Annotated in this window: 11 protein-coding genes; 3 read left to right on the top strand and 8 right to left on the bottom strand. The window is 43.2% G+C overall.

Annotation, left to right across the window (positions count from 1 at the left end; genetic code table 11):
* Nucleotides 1-4: 4 nt before the first annotated feature.
* The 3 genes from ACWPWY_RS21240 to ACWPWY_RS21230 all read right to left on the bottom strand — a co-directional run bounded on the left by ACWPWY_RS21240 (nt 5) and on the right by ACWPWY_RS21230 (nt 3,497).
* On the bottom strand, nt 5-1,918 hold the full coding sequence (locus tag ACWPWY_RS21240) for a stalk domain-containing protein (RefSeq protein ID WP_454193571.1): 1,914 nt from the start codon (nt 1,916-1,918) through the stop codon (nt 5-7).
* Nucleotides 1,919-1,941: 23 nt separating this feature from the next.
* The gene (locus ACWPWY_RS21235) at nt 1,942-3,072 is read right to left on the bottom strand and encodes a S1C family serine protease (RefSeq protein WP_454193913.1); all 1,131 of its coding nucleotides are present in this window, start codon (nt 3,070-3,072) and stop codon (nt 1,942-1,944) included.
* A gap of 218 nt (nt 3,073-3,290) precedes the next feature.
* Nucleotides 3,291-3,497, bottom strand: a complete 207-nt coding sequence (locus ACWPWY_RS21230) for a hypothetical protein (protein WP_332084324.1) — start codon at nt 3,495-3,497, stop codon at nt 3,291-3,293.
* Nucleotides 3,498-3,781: 284 nt separating this feature from the next.
* Between ACWPWY_RS21230 and ACWPWY_RS21225 the strand changes: the two genes are divergently transcribed.
* On the top strand, nt 3,782-5,140 hold the full coding sequence (locus ACWPWY_RS21225) for an IS1182 family transposase (RefSeq protein ID WP_454190226.1): 1,359 nt from the start codon (nt 3,782-3,784) through the stop codon (nt 5,138-5,140).
* A gap of 140 nt (nt 5,141-5,280) precedes the next feature.
* Here ACWPWY_RS21225 and uvrA read toward each other — a convergent pair whose 3' ends face one another.
* Entirely contained in the window at nt 5,281-8,142 is a 2,862-nt protein-coding gene (gene uvrA / locus ACWPWY_RS21220) for an excinuclease ABC subunit UvrA (RefSeq protein WP_454193570.1), read from the bottom strand.
* A gap of 633 nt (nt 8,143-8,775) precedes the next feature.
* Complete coding sequence (gene uvrB / locus ACWPWY_RS21215; protein WP_454193569.1) at nt 8,776-10,770, bottom strand: excinuclease ABC subunit UvrB; 1,995 nt, start codon at nt 10,768-10,770, stop codon at nt 8,776-8,778.
* A gap of 169 nt (nt 10,771-10,939) precedes the next feature.
* On the opposite strand from uvrB, the gene ACWPWY_RS21210 reads away from it, so the two are divergent.
* Nucleotides 10,940-11,734 (top strand): flagellar motor protein, encoded by a 795-nt coding sequence (locus ACWPWY_RS21210; protein WP_454193568.1) that lies wholly within the window; start codon nt 10,940-10,942, stop codon nt 11,732-11,734.
* On the top strand, nt 11,718-12,554 hold the full coding sequence (locus ACWPWY_RS21205; protein WP_454193567.1) for a flagellar motor protein MotB: 837 nt from the start codon (nt 11,718-11,720) through the stop codon (nt 12,552-12,554). The genes ACWPWY_RS21210 and ACWPWY_RS21205 overlap by 17 nt, the downstream gene beginning before the upstream one ends.
* 106 nt (nt 12,555-12,660) lie before the next feature.
* Here ACWPWY_RS21205 and ACWPWY_RS21200 read toward each other — a convergent pair whose 3' ends face one another.
* The 3 genes from ACWPWY_RS21200 to ACWPWY_RS21190 form a co-directional block, all read right to left on the bottom strand.
* A complete protein-coding gene (locus ACWPWY_RS21200; protein WP_454193566.1) occupies nt 12,661-13,965 on the bottom strand; it encodes a PDZ domain-containing protein in 1,305 nt (434 codons plus the stop codon).
* A gap of 193 nt (nt 13,966-14,158) precedes the next feature.
* Nucleotides 14,159-15,619, bottom strand: a complete 1,461-nt coding sequence (locus tag ACWPWY_RS21195) for a S41 family peptidase (RefSeq protein WP_454193565.1) — start codon at nt 15,617-15,619, stop codon at nt 14,159-14,161.
* Nucleotides 15,620-15,724: 105 nt separating this feature from the next.
* Entirely contained in the window at nt 15,725-17,071 is a 1,347-nt protein-coding gene (locus ACWPWY_RS21190) for a murein hydrolase activator EnvC family protein (protein ID WP_454193564.1), read from the bottom strand.
* Between the last annotated feature and the right edge of the window lie 94 nt (nt 17,072-17,165).

Here is a 17,165-nt window from a genome sequence, read left to right as displayed (position 1 = left end):
ATCTTTATTCGTTAAAAGAGAATGATTCCAGCGCATGATCCAGCGCACTCTTTTGCACCTCTGTACGATTGGCATCATTAATAACGCTTGTAATGGTATACGTGACTCCTTTATGTTCAAACAGAATTTGTTTCCCTTGATGCGGAACTCCATTCTCTATCTCATGATAGGTAAAGGAAGTGGCGGGTTGTCCTGCAAAGCTAATGCTTTCCGTTCCCACTAAGCGAAAATCCTTCCTACTTTTTCCTGCCTCTGCATAGGATTCCTTCATCTGACTTACAGCCAATTCCACTGAGATCTCTTCATTTGTCTGAATAGAAAAATATCCGCCCGTGAATTGATAAGATATTTTAGATTTCTCGTACTGATCTTGAAGTGGTATCCAGAAACGTGGAATATCCAGTGAGTATCCGTATTTTTTGGAAGAGCGTGTTACCGACTTAGATTTATCAATTAAATAAGGATCTTCACCCAATCGTCCAAAATTCTCAGTGACGGTTTCAAAATCAATCTCAAGTGACTTCAAAATTGAATCAAACCGTTCCATCTCTTCTTCTGCTTTTTTCGGAACTGCGTATTCTAAATAATATCGATACCCGTTTTCCTGAATCAGCACGTTATATTCTGTCGTCCAGCCATCTCCGAAGTTGTACTCAAACTTGTTAATTTTCGCATCTTTCCCTGCCACTTTCGCTGTATAGGAATCAATCTCACGGTATGCATCAGTAATAAACACATCTTTCATCCACTTCGCCAGCTGATCGCTCCAATCTTTGACCGAAGCCCCTTGCGGTGCAGAAGTGACTTGCAAAGAAAGATGGGTTCCTTTTTTGCTCTCATACTCCATGCTTTGATTATCTTTACTCCACTCAGCAGGCACTGTTAACTCAATACCATAATCCTGGTTATAAGCTGTTGTCATCCCGTCTTCTACCGTCGATAAATCTTTTACTGAACGATCTGACGTGTTAAATGATGTTTTAAATGAGTTAAGCAAAGGTGCATATTTTTGGAGATCTTTATAGTTGCTTGCTTCGTTATCAGAAAAATAGAGCTCATATAGACGCCCATTATTATAGTATTGTCTGACTTCCCAGAATACACCTTCTGTATCCTTTGTAACGATGCGGGCATAAGGAGTAAGAGCGTTCGGGTAAGCTTCACGGTCCATTACCGTCTCGCCCATGCTTTTGGCTTCCTGAACCAGCTGCTGCAGCATATCGTCTGCATCAAGTTTCACTTCTTCTGCATTCACAAGAATTTCAAGATAATAGGCACCTTCGGCATCCATAAAGTTGATATAATCTTCACTTTCCCCATAAGAACTGCCGACAACAAGTCCAGTTGGGTAATTCATAGACCATCCATAATAACTGTTGCCTATTTTCGTTTTACCTACATCAGCGTCAATCCCATCGCCCGATTGCTCCTGATCGGCGCCTTCATTATCATTACCTTTGAGGCGAACAATAAGTTCACCGTTTGAATTCTTCTGGATACTCGCTCCAAGGCCTTGTGCAACAGGACGCAGCGGCACCATTAGTACCCCTTGTTTCATTTCCGGTGCAGCACTCATCTCTACCTTCTTACCATCGATCCAAGCTGTAGAACTCCCAATGGTTAATGCTACAGTATGGGGACCATCCATAATCTTAACGACATCATCACCGCTCAGTTTAATTTGACTGTTGAACGACTTTTTAAAAACGCCCAGGGGCACCATCATCGTTCCCTTTTGAATATAAGGTTTGTTAATACTCTGCTTCTCTCCATTTATAGCCGCAACGGTGCTACCTACTTTTACTCTAAGCTCATCCGTATGATTAGCTTCAGCCAGCATCGGAATTGCTCCGCCAAAAGCAAGCATCCCTGTAAGTAAAAAGGTAGTCACGATCTGTGCCGATCTTAAATTATTCAATCTATCTTCTCTCCATTCTTCGGTTAAAAATCAGATTCCTCTTCTTCGGTATATACTTCCGTTTCACCTTGAGTTAGAACGACTTGCCTTGATACAATGTCTCCGCCCGATTGCATGAACAGTTTCACTTTTTGCCCAGGCAGATAGCCTTTGAGCAGTTCATTAATATCGACAACCGAAGTAACACGTTTACCAGCAATACTGTAAAGTTCATCCCCCTCTTTAATTCCTGCTTTCTTCGCTTCTTTGGTGAGAACACTTGTAATCGTCAGCGGATCTTCTGTTGGGAGGCCCACAATAGCTGACCAACTTTCTTCGAGTTCTACTCCTAAGCTGGCACGCCGAACCTCTCCATATTTAAAATAATGTTTAATTACATAATTAACGGTTTCCGTTGGTATAGAGAAACCTGTATTCTCTACCCCCAAAGCAGCAAATTTCATAGAATTGATGCCTACCACTTCACCTTTTAGATTCACGAGCGGTCCGCCACTGTTTCCTGGATTAATCGCCGTGTCACTTTGAATCAGCCGGTACGAACCATTTACTGCTCGGTTTAACCCGCTTACGACTCCAACCGTTGCCGAATTTCGTAGCGAAAAAGATACCGGAGTTCCAATGGCAATAACCGTTTCTCCTACACGAGTCTGCTCTGAAGAACTTATGAATTTGGCTGCTTTTAACGATTTAGCATTGATTTTAATCAGAGCAATGTCGCTTACAGGATCACTGTAGCTTTTGACAATCTTATAAGACTTCCCGTCTGACGTAACGACTACCGCTTCTGTCAGCCCATCGATCACGTGAGCATTCGTTACAATCCATCCGCTCGATTTAATAATTACGCCTGTCCCATGAGCTAGGTTATAACGGTCAGATCCCCCTGTCTCTTCGCCGTCTTCAGCACGACCTATAATTCCTACAACGGAAGGGGATACGTTATCAATGACATCTGGGACCTGATCTTTCGCTGTATATATGTATTTTCCCGTCTTGCTATCGTATTTGCCAGTACCGCCTATTTTGGCGAGGACCTCTTTTGAATTAATATAAATCTGTCCATCTTCTTGCTTCGCACCAAATGATACACTCGCTGCGTTTATTTCTGATGTAAATACAAAGGTGGATGCCAATAGGCATGCTGCTGCAGCCATGCCAGCTGATCTGTATACGGGTTTCAAATCTATCACCTGTTCCTCTCTCTACTTCTTCACTTATTTCTCTACTCTAGGTTCTCTATGTATGGTAAAAAAGAAATCTATCATTCTATGAAACTACTAGATTACTGGATTCCACTTTAAATTCGAGAATAAAAAACACCTTCCTTATAATTCAACGGGAAGTGTTCTTGAAATAATAAGGCTTAATTTAGTTAACTAAGCCAATGTTTAATCATGGCATAATCTGTAATCAAAAAGACAAGCAGACTGACGATCGTAAATCCAATGGCGAACAAGTTTTTCTTAGGTGCTTTTACCAAACGAACCAAGCCGATAAATATAATGATAGTAAACAAGATGACAAAAATATCAAAACCATTAAATTTCGTAGTTGCACCTGCAGCTTCTGCCAACAGCATAAATGCACCTCCTCTAGTTCGATTATCGTACACCGTACAAGCGTTTACACCTTCTTATATGTTATCTTCATAATCCAGGTTACGCAAGCCTTTTCATCCAAAAAATTCAAAATAATCCAATTTCCTATTTTCTCTACTCAGTCCCTGTCTTCTAATTGCATAAAAAAGCAGAAAAGACGAATGTCTTTCCTGCTCCAGACTGTAGACAAACTAGCTTAAAATAGTTTGCCTGCAGTCTTTTTTATTTTACAATAGTAGTAACTACTTTATTTGAGGTGACAATCATGCTAACGAAACAATCATCCACTCAGCGTGACCAACTTGAAATGGTTGCCCTGGATCAACTCGTGCCAGAAGATCATTTGGTTCGCAAAATCGAATCAGCGATCGACTTTTCTTTCATCTACGATTTGGTTCAGGATCATTATTCGGAAATTGGACGACCTAGCATCGATCCGGTCATCTTAATTAAACTACCTCTTATTCAATATACCTTTGGTATTCGTTCCATGCGAAAAACGATCGAAGAAGTACAGACCAATATGGCGTATCGTTGGTTTTTGGGCTATGGATTTTATGATAAAGTTCCGCATTTCTCTACTTTCGGAAAGAACTACGAACGTCGTTTTAAAGATACAGATCTATTCGAACAGATTTTCTACCGTATTTTGCGGACTGCAGCAGAGAAACATTTACTCAGTGCGGAGCATGTTTTCATCGATTCTACACACGTAAAAGCGAGCGCGAACAAACGAAAATTCGAAAAGAAGGTTGTACGCAAAGAAACAAGAGCGTACCAACGCAAACTGGAAGAGGAAATTAACCAAGACCGGGACGACCACGATAAAAAGCCATTTCCGCCGGACTCTTTCAAAAAAGAAGAAGAAAAGGAAATCAAACAAAGCACAACGGACCCTGACAGCGGCTACTATGTCAAAGATGAACGGACCAAACAATTTGCTTATTCGTTTCACGCAGCAGTAGACCGAAACGGATTTGTACTCGGTAACATCGTCACTCCCGGAAATGAACATGACAGTCACTTGCTTGTGCCCCTCGTAGAATTGGTAAAAGAAAAGATTGGAAAACCTGTAGCAGTGGCAGCCGATGCGGCCTACAAAACACCTTGGATTAGCAAGTATTTATTAGAGCAAGGGGTTACTCCTGCGCTGCCTTATACGCGTCCACGTTCTCAAAAAGAAGGTTTTCAAAAAAATGACTACATGTATGATGAATATTTTGACGTCTATTTATGTCCTGCTAACGTGGTATTACCTTACTCGACTACCAATAAAGAAGGGTACCGAGAATACAAATCTCCAAAAGAAATTTGTAAATCGTGTCGTTATTTGTCCATGTGTACAGAGAGCAAAAACCACCAAAAAGTAGTGACGCGACATGTATGGCAAAACCACTTAGAAGAAGTAGAGCATCTAAGACAGCACCAGCATGTAAAACAAATCTATGCGAAACGAAAAGAAACGGTGGAACGGGTATTTGCAGATGCAAAAGAAAAGCATGGCATGCGATGGACAACCCTACGAGGGCTGAAAAAATTGTCCATGCAGGCGATGCTTACGTTTGCTGCCATGAATCTGAAGAAGATCGCGAGATGGTCGTGGAACAGACCAATCCCGGCGTAAATCAGGTAGAAACCCGTCTGATTTATTCTTGAAAAGAAGTAGAAATGACAAAAGGCATTCCGAATGTATACATTCCGAATGCCTTTTGTCTACAATCTGAAGCAGAAAAGACGAATGTCTTTCCTGCTCATTGCTGTTATTTACGTGTGATGAAGTTCAAGCATTTTACTTCGCTCTGTATCTCGTTCAAGTACGGGTTTAAGGTATTTTCCTGTATACGATTCTTTGATATTCACGATCTCTTCCGGAGTTCCTGTACCAAGCAGTGTTCCACCACCGCTTCCTCCCTCAGGGCCCAGATCAATAATATGGTCAACCGTCTTAATAACATCTAAATTATGCTCAATCACGAGAACCGACTCTCCAGAATCCACAAGACGTTGCAGTACTTTCAGCAAGCGATCAATGTCATCGACATGAAGCCCTGTTGTAGGTTCATCCAAAATGTACATTGTTTTTCCTGTACTACGGCGATAAAGTTCGGAAGCGAGCTTCACGCGCTGTGCCTCTCCTCCAGACAAGGTGGTTGCTGGCTGACCCAACTTAACATAACCAAGACCCACATCCATGAGGGTCTGCATCTTCCGATGAATTTTCGGAATGTTTTGGAAAAACTCTGTTGCATCTTCCACTGTCATTTCAAGCACTTCAGAGATGTTCTTCGATTTATATTTCACTTCAAGCGTCTCACGATTATATCGTTTCCCTTTACATACTTCACATGGGACGTAAACATCTGGCAAGAAGTGCATTTCAATCTTAATGATCCCGTCCCCGCGGCAAGCCTCACAGCGACCCCCTTTAATGTTAAAGCTAAACCGGCCCTTTTTATATCCGCGAAGTTTTGCTTCATTGGTCTGAGAGAACAGATCACGGATATCATCAAATACACCGGTATACGTTGCAGGGTTCGAACGCGGTGTGCGTCCAATTGGTGACTGATCAATATCAATGACTTTATCTATATGTTCTAGTCCACGAATTTCTTTGTGTTGACCTGGACGTACCTTGGCCCGGTTCAGATCGCGCGCTAGTGTCTTATACAGAATTTCATTAACAAGCGTAGACTTACCCGAACCAGATACACCTGTAACCGCCGTAAACACACCAAGTGGTATTTTCACATTAATGTTCTTCAGGTTATTCTCCTTCGCACCGCGAATCTCTAAGAAGCGATCATCGCCTTTGCGTCTCTCTGCTGGAACGGGAATGAACTTGCGTCCACTCAAGTAATTGCCTGTCAGGGAGTTAGGATCCTCCATAATTTCTTGCGGAGTTCCTTGTGACATCACTTGTCCACCATGAATCCCGGCACCTGGACCAATATCAATAATATGATCGGCTGCCATCATGGTGTCTTCATCATGTTCTACAACGATGAGCGTATTACCAAGATCACGCATATGAGCGAGTGTAGAAATGAGTCGGTCGTTATCTCTTTGGTGCAAACCGATGCTCGGCTCATCAAGAATGTATAGTACGCCCATGAGACTTGAACCGATCTGAGTTGCAAGACGAATCCGCTGCGCTTCTCCGCCAGATAAAGTTCCTGCAGCACGGCTCATCGTCAGGTAATCAAGGCCTACATTGACAAGGAAGCCAAGACGGCTGTTTATTTCTTTTAGAATCAACTTAGCAATGGATTGTTCTTTCTCAGACAACGTTAATGAATTGAAAAAGTTCACTGCCTCTCCAATCGAGAGTTCCGTAACGTAAGCCATGTTGTGATCATTAATTGTGACTGCCAAAATTTCTTTCTTGAGCCGATGACCTTTACATGTTCCGCAAGGCTTTGCACTCATGTATCCTTCTATAAACTCCCGAACCCCTTCGGAGGCTGTATCCCGATAACGACGTTCAAGGTTTGGAATAATGCCTTCAAAAGCGACATAAGCCTCTTTTCGTTGACCAAAGTCATTCTCATAACGGAAGCGAATCTTCTCTCCATTCGTTCCATGCAGCAACTTGTTCATTTGATCAGCGGTTAGATCACTGACTGGAATATCCATTGGGATCTTATAATGCTCACATACAGAGCGTAAGAACTGAGGATAATAATTGGATGTTCCTCCTGCCCAGGCATCAAACGCTCCTTTTTCAATGGTTTTACTTGGATCAGGTACGAGCATTTCTGGGTCAACAATCATTTTGACACCGAGTCCATCACAGTCAGGGCAAGCACCAAACGGACTGTTAAACGAGAACATCCGCGGAGATAACTCTTCCATACTGAAACCACAAATCGGGCAGGCAAAATTCGAACTAAAACGAAGCTCCTCCTGTCCAATAATATCGACCAACAATTGGCCGCCAGAAATTTTCAGAGCCGTTTCTATCGAATCTGCAAGCCGGGCTTGTACATCTTCTTTTACTACAATTCGGTCCACAACCACTTCAATGGTATGCTTTTTGTTTTTCTCTAGTTCAATCATTTCCGAGAGATCTCTCATCTCCCCATCAATTCTTACACGAACAAAACCTTGTTTTGAGATGTCCGCTAAAATATTCTTGTGTTCCCCTTTACGGCCCGAAATAACAGGTGCCAAAATTTGAAGTCTGGTTTTCTCCGGATAATTCATAATCCGGTCAACCATTTGCTCCACCGTTTGAGAGGTAATCTCAACCCCGTGATCTGGACAATGCGGATGACCAATCCTTGCAAAAAGGAGACGTAAATAGTCGTAAATTTCCGTTACCGTACCTACCGTAGAACGAGGGTTTCTACTCGTTGTTTTCTGATCGATAGAGATCGCAGGGGATAAACCTTCAATCGAGTCTAAATCCGGTTTTTCCATCTGCCCAAGAAATTGACGAGCATAAGCAGACAACGACTCAACATATCGGCGCTGTCCTTCCGCATAGATGGTATCAAAAGCAAGGGAAGATTTACCGGAACCGCTAAGTCCGGTCAGTACTATAAACTTGTCACGTGGAATGGTGACATCTATATTTTTCAGGTTATGCGCTCTAGCGCCTTTAATTACAATATTCTCGCTTGCCACATGCTCATCTCCTTAGGGAAACTTCACCCACCTAAATCCTCCCTGACAGGGAGGACCCCAGAGGACTTTCCTCTGGACTCCCAAACTGGCAGTATGGGACAGGTTGGCGTTGTTATAGTGCTACTTTGGTAAAATGGGGGCGCATCCTCCTGACATATAACACTCCCATCGGAGTGTTATATGTCAGGGATGCTTGCAGGCGCTGATTGCTGGAGGCTTCGCTCCTTCAGCGAACGGACCATTGCCCTCTGGGCTCGGTCCTTGAAGGGACTCTAGCTGGAAGCTTCGCTTCTCCAGCGGCGGACCATTGCCCTCCGGGCTCGGTCCTTGAAGGGACTTAAGCTGGAGGCTTCGCTTCTCCAGCGGCGGACCATTGCCCTCTGGGCTCGGTCCTTGAAGGGACTCTAGCTGGAAGCTTCGCTTCTCCAGCGAACGGACCATTGCCCTCCGGGCTTGGTCCTTCAGCTTGGAACCTCATCTATATTATTTAAACAGTATATCTACAAGTATAGCCTGTGAGCTTTATTTTCAACGATATATTTCCTTATTAGAAAACAAAGAAGAGTACATAAAGATCAAACTCTATATGTACTCTTGAAGAAGAGAACGACCAGAAGGCCGTTCTCTACATTATTATTCTGCCTTTAATTCGAGTAACGCATCACGGAGTTCTGCCGCTCGCTCAAACTGCAGATTCTTAGCTGCATCTTTCATTTCTGCCTCTAAACGCTGAATGAGAGACTGACGCTCGCGCTTCGACATTTTCTCTGCGCCGCTAACCAGGTAATCATTCTTAGATTCAGCAACTTTCGTCGCTTCAATCACTTCACGTATTTTTTTACGTATCGTCTGAGGTGTGACTCCATGCTTCTCATTATATGCAATCTGTGTAACCCGCCGGCGTTCTGTTTCTTTGATCGCTTTATCCATCGAATCGGTAATACGGTCACCGTACATAATAACCCGGCCCTCACTGTTACGTGCGGCTCGGCCGATCGTCTGGATTAGTGAACGCTCCGAACGTAGGAAACCTTCTTTGTCTGCATCAAGGATGGCCACAAGAGAAACCTCAGGTAAATCAAGACCCTCTCTCAGCAAGTTGATCCCAATCAGTACATGGAATGTACCTAGCCTCAAATCCCTGAGAATAGCCATCCGTTCCAGTGTCTTGATATCGGAGTGCATATATCTAACCTTAATTCCTACTTCTTTGAAGTAATCGGTGAGATCCTCTGACATCTTCTTCGTCAGTGTGGTAACAAGCACCCTTTCATCCTTCTCAACCCGGTCACGAATCTCATTAATGAGATCGTCAATCTGTCCTTTGGTTGGTCTAACTTCAATAATCGGATCAAGGAGTCCTGTTGGACGAATAATCTGTTGAACCATTTCACCTTCGGTATGCTCCAGTTCATAAGGGCCTGGCGTTGCAGATACATAAATAATCTGTTTTGCCTTCTCTTCGAATTCTTCAAACTTGAGCGGCCTGTTATCGAGTGCAGAAGGTAACCGGAACCCATGCTCTACCAAGACTGTTTTTCTGGCTTGGTCACCATTATACATAGCACGAATCTGCGGAAGTGTTACATGAGACTCATCGACAACGATTAACATATCATCTGGAAAATAATCGAGCAGCGTATAAGGTGTCGCTCCTCTTTCCCGGAAAGTTAAAGGTCCTGAATAGTTCTCAATCCCAGAACAGAAACCTACCTCTTTCATCATCTCTATATCATAACGTGTACGTTGTTCAAGACGTTGTGCTTCGAGAAGTTTGCCTTGCTCTTTGAGCACAGCAAGACGTTCTTCCAGCTCACGTTCAATATTGACAAGCGCAACCTTCATCGTATCCTCATGCGTAACAAAGTGAGATGCTGGGAAGATGGCGATATGCTCTCGTTCACCAATGAGTTCACCGGTAAGCACATCGATCTCTGTAATCCGTTCAATCTCATCTCCAAACAATTCAACACGAATGGCATGCTGATCTTTGGAGGCAGGGAAAATCTCAACTACATCCCCGCGGACACGAAAAGTACCACGAACAAAATTCAGATCGTTCCGTTGGTACTGAATATCTACAAGCCGAGCCAAAATCTCATTACGCGGCTTCTCCATTCCTACCCGAAGAGATAATAGTAAATTCGAATACTCCATCGGGGAACCGAGACCATATATACACGATACACTTGCTACGATGATGACATCCCGTCGTTCAAACAAGGAGCTCGTAGCCGAGTGTCTTAGTTTATCAATTTCTTCATTTATACTTGAATCCTTCTCGATATAAGTATCGGAAGAAGGAATATATGCTTCTGGTTGATAATAATCGTAGTAACTTACAAAGTAATCCACCGAGTTACTCGGGAAAAACTCTTTAAACTCACTTGCCAGCTGTGCTGCAAGCGTCTTGTTATGTGCAATAACAAGCGTCGGTCTGTTCAGTTTTGCTATGGTCTGAGCAATCGTAAACGTCTTACCCGTACCCGTAGCACCAAGCAAAGTCTGGTGCCTCTTGCCTGCACGCACACCTTCGACCAGCTCTTTAATTGCTGCAGGCTGATCACCCTGGGGCTGAAATTCCGACTCGAGTTGAAACGTCTTATTACTCATGACTATATCACTCATTGCCCAACCTCACCCTCATCGTCTAAAATAGATCTTACATTTATGTCGATATTTGCCGAGAAAATTTGTATCGGAAATATTCTTGAATAGGAATATTTGTTCCCGTTTATTATACTCGGTTCAGATCATGGATGCAAATGTAAGTAACGTCAAGGAGGCGAAAACATTCATGGATATCGCGACCCTAATCGGTCTAATTGCCGGAGCAGTCGCCATTATCGGAGGATTTTTATGGGAAGGTGGACAGATTACAGGATTATTTCAGTTTACAGCAGCACTTATTGTATTTGGCGGAACAATAGCAGCTATTCTGATTAGTTACCCGATGTATCGTATTCGGACGATACCGGCAGCTTTGCGTATGGCATTTCGCAAGTCTAGTAATGAAGCAAGCGAATGGATCGATGACATTGTAGAAATGTCGATGCTTGCCCGAAGAGAAGGGGTTCTCGCCCTTGAGCATAAAGTAATGGAACACTCAAATGACTTTTTGAAAAATGGAATCCAAATGGTCGTTGACGGAACGGACCAACCGGTGGTCGAGCAAATCATGGAGCTCGAAATTGATGCCATCGAACAGAAGCATGATCATTATGCCAAAATTTTTGAATCTGCTGGCGCCTATGCTCCAACGATGGGAATCATCGGAACCGTAATGGGATTGGTTCAAGTTCTTGGAAGTCTGACAGATCCTACTGAGCTAGGTCCATCCATTGCGGTGGCTTTTATTGCTACTTTATATGGCGTCGCAAGTGCCAATCTGATCTTTCTACCCATTGCTTCAAAAATCAGAGCAAAAAGCGAAGAAGAGACCTCTACTTTAGAAATGCTCTTAGAAGGCGTACTATCTGTTCAGAATGGGGAGAATGCCTTACTTGTTCGTAAGAAACTCGAAACTTATGCTCTAAAACATAAGATCCCGGAAATGAACAGAAAGGAAAAAACTCATGAGACAGCGGAATAGTCGTAGACGCCTCACACGAACAAGAAAGGCGCGAGCAAGTAACTCTGGCGCTTCCCATGACCGCTGGATGATTACCTATGCTGATCTTATTACTCTTTTACTCATTTTCTTCATCATGTTATATGCAATGAGCAGGCTCGATGCCAATAAATACGAAGATATTACCAGCTCGCTGCAAACCACATTCCAAAATTCAAATCATATGTTGGAAGGCAATCAAGGTATTACAGGGGATAAACCTTCTCCCGAACAACAGAATCCAGGCGGCGATGCATCGCAGTCCGATGATAATAAAAACGAAACCCCTGAATCTGAGAAAACAGAATCTGCTCATGAAGCAGCTTTCCGAGCTCAGGAAAAAGAACTCCAACAATTACTCAGCCAGATTGAGTGGTACATAGAAGATCACGATCTGACAGAACTGATTTTTGTAGAGGACAAGCCACAAGGCATATCGATTACGCTGAGTGAACGTTTTTTATTCCGTAGCGGGAATGCTAGACTGATGGATGGATCTTCTCCAGTACTACACCAGTTAGCCAGCTTGTTCAGAGATTTAGGCATGAATATTTCCATTGAAGGACATACGGATAACATGCCTATTGTTAATAGCTCCACCTATAAAGATAACTGGGAATTATCCGGTGCAAGAGCCCTGTCCGTATTACGTTATTTTATGGATGAGGAAGGTCTAGAGTCGGATCATTTCCAGTATGCAGGCTATGCCGATACTCGTCCTGCCGAGGACAATAGCACGAAAGAAGGCAGACAAAAGAATCGCCGGGTTGAAATTACCGTACTACGGCAGCTTCAAGAATAAGACAGTCTGCGTGAGTTACCTGTTATTTTAAACAAAGAGACCTCCAATCTGCATGAAGTAGATTTGGAGGTCTTTTACTTATTAAATCATCTTATGATGATGGCGATTAACTGTCTTGCCGAAAAGCATCTGCAAATCCTTCGTTCGGATCTACCTTATACTCTATACGAAGCTTCATACCAAATATCTGATAGATTGACGCTGGACGCTCCTTGATTGCTGAACCCGTATCTGGATCAGGAGCTAGTAATGCGCCAAGCTGATGATGATCGCCCTCGTAGAGAGCACGCTGCAGGAATTTACTTTCCCCGTTAAGATTACGTATTTCTAGCTTGCAAAAAGCTGCATTCATCCGAAGACAACGATGTAAATCTGCCTCTGAATGAACCATCTGCCCATTCACTTTATAGATGACTTCACCAGGCATAAATCCAAGTTCGTCTGCCGGGCTTCCCGGAAGAACCGCTAGAATCTGTAAGCCTTGCTTTGGATGAACATAAATTGGGCTTCGATTCTCCTCTTCGTAAGAACTAATCCAACTGAGTGCTTCATGTCCAAGAAACGCGAATAGTACCGCAACAATCGTAGCTGGACTCCACCACATCGACAACAGTCCCAGAATAAGCAGTGCAGCGCCATATAAAAGCATCCGCTTTGAGGTTAGAGAAACCTTCTCCTCTGGAAGCATACTTTTCGTTATCTCGCCAAAACCGATAAGCAGCGGAAGACCAAATAATAAATACTCTCCTGATCCTTGTAAGAATACAGGATTCCAAGGAAGGTTGGCTCCAGCACCTAGACTAGCAGGAACAAGCATCATTAGTGGAATTGGAGTTAAGTACTGCAGCTGATAACCACCGACCAATTTCCCTCGTTTCCCCTCAAAGTAAACGGGAGATGCCGCTTGTCCACGCTGTAAACGAATGACTATCGCATGCAGCAGATGAAGCACCGCACACAGGACAAGAAGGGAAGGTATACTGAGTTGCTCAATCTCATGAATGATACTCCCCATAAAGCCACTCGGCTGCCACTGCTCAAAGAACCCTAAGATCCACTGGATCAGCCCAAGAATACTTATCGCATACACCGCATTCAAATAACGTACACGGAATAACATGAGGACAAAAGAAGTTACCCAGATCAGCACTACACCTTGAATCGAAAGCTGAATTCCCAGGAATACATATAGAATGGATACGATAAGTCCGAGCATTACGCCGGTAATTACTGTCCGAGTCGTCAATAGCGGCCAAGCGTTAAGACGCACATGCATTAATTTCCGTTCCAACATTCCTTGCCTGCGAAACCACAGAGCGATAATTACAATGGCAATATAATAAAATGGCTGGCTTAGCAGGTCGATCACTGCATCCAGTATCAGCCAAAGCCATGAGATGACTTCATTCAAATAGGTTCACGCTCCTTCTTTATGCAATTCTAACTAAAGGTATTATAAAATTCTTTAATAATAAATCCAATAAAAAAAGAAGGCTGAACAGCCTTCTTCTTGAAATCAGACAGTTATTCAACTATCTGCATTCCTGATTTCAGTTAAGAAAAACTTTTCTGAACGTCAAATGTTCACCCTTGTTTTTCTTGTATTAATTCGACGCAGCTGAAGTTATTTCCTTCTTCATTTCAGATACGGCTTTTTTAAGCTGAGTATCATACTGTGGATCACTGATTTTCTCAATGAGCGCTGCTTCTAGTGCTCCTGCCGTCTTCTCATCTATGATGCCGCTGGCTGTAAGTCCTTTGGAATTCTGGAATGCCTTAACCGCAGCTTGTGTCTTCGCATCGAAATATCCATCTTTACGATCTGTTTTAAATCCAAGTCCCTCCAGCATCGTTTGTGCATTCTTCACATCCGTGCTGTTCGAATCAAGTTTAAGTGGTAAGTTGTCCTTGGTAATCGGAGCTACCGAGAAGTATTCAGGCTGACTGACAGCAAGATCAGGCTCAATCCCTTTCTCGTGAATCCAATCTCCATTCGGAGTTAGCCATTTTGCTATCGTGATCTTCACTAAGCTACCATCACCAAGCTGGCGTTCAAAACTTGTCTGAACCGTTCCTTTACCAAAAGAGTTCTCTCCAAGGAGCGTTGCTCCTGCGGATTGCTGCAAAGCACCCGCCAAAATCTCGGAAGCACTCGCACTACCCTTATTCATAAGTAGACTTACAGGGTAAGGTTTCGCAGAACCCTTAGACTCATTCTTCTCCCGTTTGCCGTTCTTATCTTCTACCTGAACGATAAGCTCGCCTGAAGGAACAAATTGTTCTGCAATATCAATGACGACAGATAATACACCACCGGGGTTGTTCCTAACGTCAATGATAAGGCCTTTCATATTTTGGGCTTCGAGCTTGGTTAGCTCTTCCTCAAAACGTTCTGCGGTATTCAGCGAAAATTGGGTAATCGTAATAATACCAACCCCATCTTCCTGCATTTCTGCGTATACCGTTTCCAGGTCGATGTCATCTCTTACAATCGTAAATTCGAGTGGATCAGTGGAGCCTGCCCGCTGAACAGAGACCTTAGCTTCGCTGCCCTTTGGACCACGAATTTTGTTGACGGCCTCATTCAGGTCAAGTCCCTGAAGAGATTCTCCATTCACCGATAAAATGACGTCCTTGGACCGTATACCTGCTTTTTCTGCCGGCGACCCTTTAATCGGTGAGACTACGATGACATTTCCATCCTGAGAGGAAACCTCAGCACCAATTCCTGTAAAGGATCCTTCAATCGATTCTTCAAACTGTGCTGCTGTCTCCTGTCCCATGTAACTGGAATAAGGATCACCGAGCGCCTCCATCATTCCGTTAATCGCACCATCAATCAGTTCGGTACGATCAATATCCTGATAGTAGTTTTCTTCAATTAAATCGAGCGTTGTTTCGATTTTCGAAAGATCATTCTTCTGACTGCTTCCGGTTACACTCGCAAGTAAACCTTCTCCGCCCTGACTATTCAGAGATTGAAAGTTTACAAGTGCTAGTGTCAGCAAACACCCGCCTAGTAGGCCAATGATAACCAGCATGAAAGCAGAACGCTTCTTCATCATGAGCGTCACCGCCCTTTCTATTCCGTCTGACTTACAATTCACCCTGATCTACCAGCAAGAGTATATGATAAGCTTGTACGGAATATGCCCTAAGTATGCCGAATTTTACAAATAATTCAGTGGATTTGTATGACTACCGTTCACCCGTACTTCAAAGTGCAAGTGATTTCCCGTTGAATTACCTGTTGATCCGACTTCTGCTATTTTTTGACCGCGTGTTACACTGTCGCCTTCTTTTACCTTGATTCCACCATTACGAATATGTCCATATAATGTCCACAGACCGTCTCCATGATCAACAATGACCGTATTACCATAACCGCTTGTCCATTCAGCAACAAGAACTACGCCACTCTCTGCAGCCATAATCGTCGTGCCTTCTGGCGCTGCAAAGTCGATTCCAGCATGCATTTTACCTACTACACCGGTAATCGGGTGAACCCGAGGACCATAACCTGATGAGATATAGGCTCCTGAAATTGGCATGCCGAAAACTCCACTACCGCTGGAAGTGCTGCTAGAGCTACTGCTCGAACTGTTTGAACTGGAACTCGAACTCGAACTCGAACTCGAGCTCGAGCTAGAACTGGAGCTAGAACTGGAGCTAGAAGAAACTTTCTTTTGTGCTTTTTTTCTCGCTGCTTCTTCTGCTGCTGCTTTGGCTCTCGCTGCTGCCGCAGCCTGTTCTGCTTTCAGTTCATTTTTCTCTTGTAGCAAAGCCGAACGTTTGCTGGCAATCTCAACCAACATATGATCTTGTTCTTCACTCAGCTCTACCTGAGTTTCAATCTCTCCATCATACTGGGCGATAAGTTGCTGCTTCTCTTCTTCCTTCGCATCAAGTTCTGCTTTACGATCTTTTTTATCTGCGTATAACTGCTTATGTTCTTCGTATTGTTCTTCAAGCTCTTGCTTCTTCTGAACAACCAATTCTTTGTCTTTCTTATGTTCTTCTAGTAGATTCTGATCTTGATCTACAATCATCTTGAGTGAATCTGCACGTTGAAGGAAATCTGCAAAACTAGTAGATGAGAGTAATACATCAAGGTAGGACACCGAACCATCGGTATACATCAAACGCACTCGCGATTCTAGCAATTCCTCACGGGCTGCAATCCGTTCTTCTGCTTCTTTCAGCTCTTTTTTGGTAAGTCGTAAATTTTCCTCTGTTAACTCAATCTTATATGAAATGTTAATGAGTTCATTACTTACAATATTAATCTGTTCGATTATTTTATTCAAATAATCTTCCGTTTTTTGCTTGTTATGTTCTGCTTCTTCTTTTTTCTTAGCTGCCTCTTCTCGTTTTGTCTTGGCAGACTGTGATTGTTCCTCAAGCTGTTTAATTTGATTATCAATTTCATTCAAGCTAGAAGCAGCATAACCATAACTAGGTGATAGGATTGCAGCGGTGAGTAAACTCATTGCAAGTGCAGTAGCCGTCTTTTTCAAGTTGTCTTCCCCATCCTTCATTTTAAAATATATATATCATCGCATTATTTTCTTGTTGTGATGAGCAGCTGCCCCTAAACCGGGACAGCCGTCA

It is taken from the genome of Paenibacillus sp. Marseille-Q7038, from assembly GCF_965111595.1.
The sequence above is the reverse complement of the archived record's forward strand: the minus strand, read 5'-3'. Positions and strand labels throughout refer to the sequence as shown.

What these genes read in the sequence shown, in the direction of transcription:
- ACWPWY_RS21235 (WP_454193913.1), bottom strand. Translation starts at nt 3,072, where the DNA reads ATGGCTGCAGCAGCATGCCTATTGGCATCCACCTTTGTATTTACATCA.
- ACWPWY_RS21230 (WP_332084324.1), bottom strand. Translation starts at nt 3,497, where the DNA reads ATGCTGTTGGCAGAAGCTGCAGGTGCAACTACGAAATTTAATGGTTTT.
- ACWPWY_RS21225 (WP_454190226.1), top strand. Translation starts at nt 3,782, where the DNA reads ATGCTAACGAAACAATCATCCACTCAGCGTGACCAACTTGAAATGGTT.
- uvrB (WP_454193569.1), bottom strand. Translation starts at nt 10,770, where the DNA reads ATGAGTGATATAGTCATGAGTAATAAGACGTTTCAACTCGAGTCGGAA.
- ACWPWY_RS21210 (WP_454193568.1), top strand. Translation starts at nt 10,940, where the DNA reads ATGGATATCGCGACCCTAATCGGTCTAATTGCCGGAGCAGTCGCCATT.
- ACWPWY_RS21205 (WP_454193567.1), top strand. Translation starts at nt 11,718, where the DNA reads ATGAGACAGCGGAATAGTCGTAGACGCCTCACACGAACAAGAAAGGCG.
- ACWPWY_RS21195 (WP_454193565.1), bottom strand. Translation starts at nt 15,619, where the DNA reads ATGATGAAGAAGCGTTCTGCTTTCATGCTGGTTATCATTGGCCTACTA.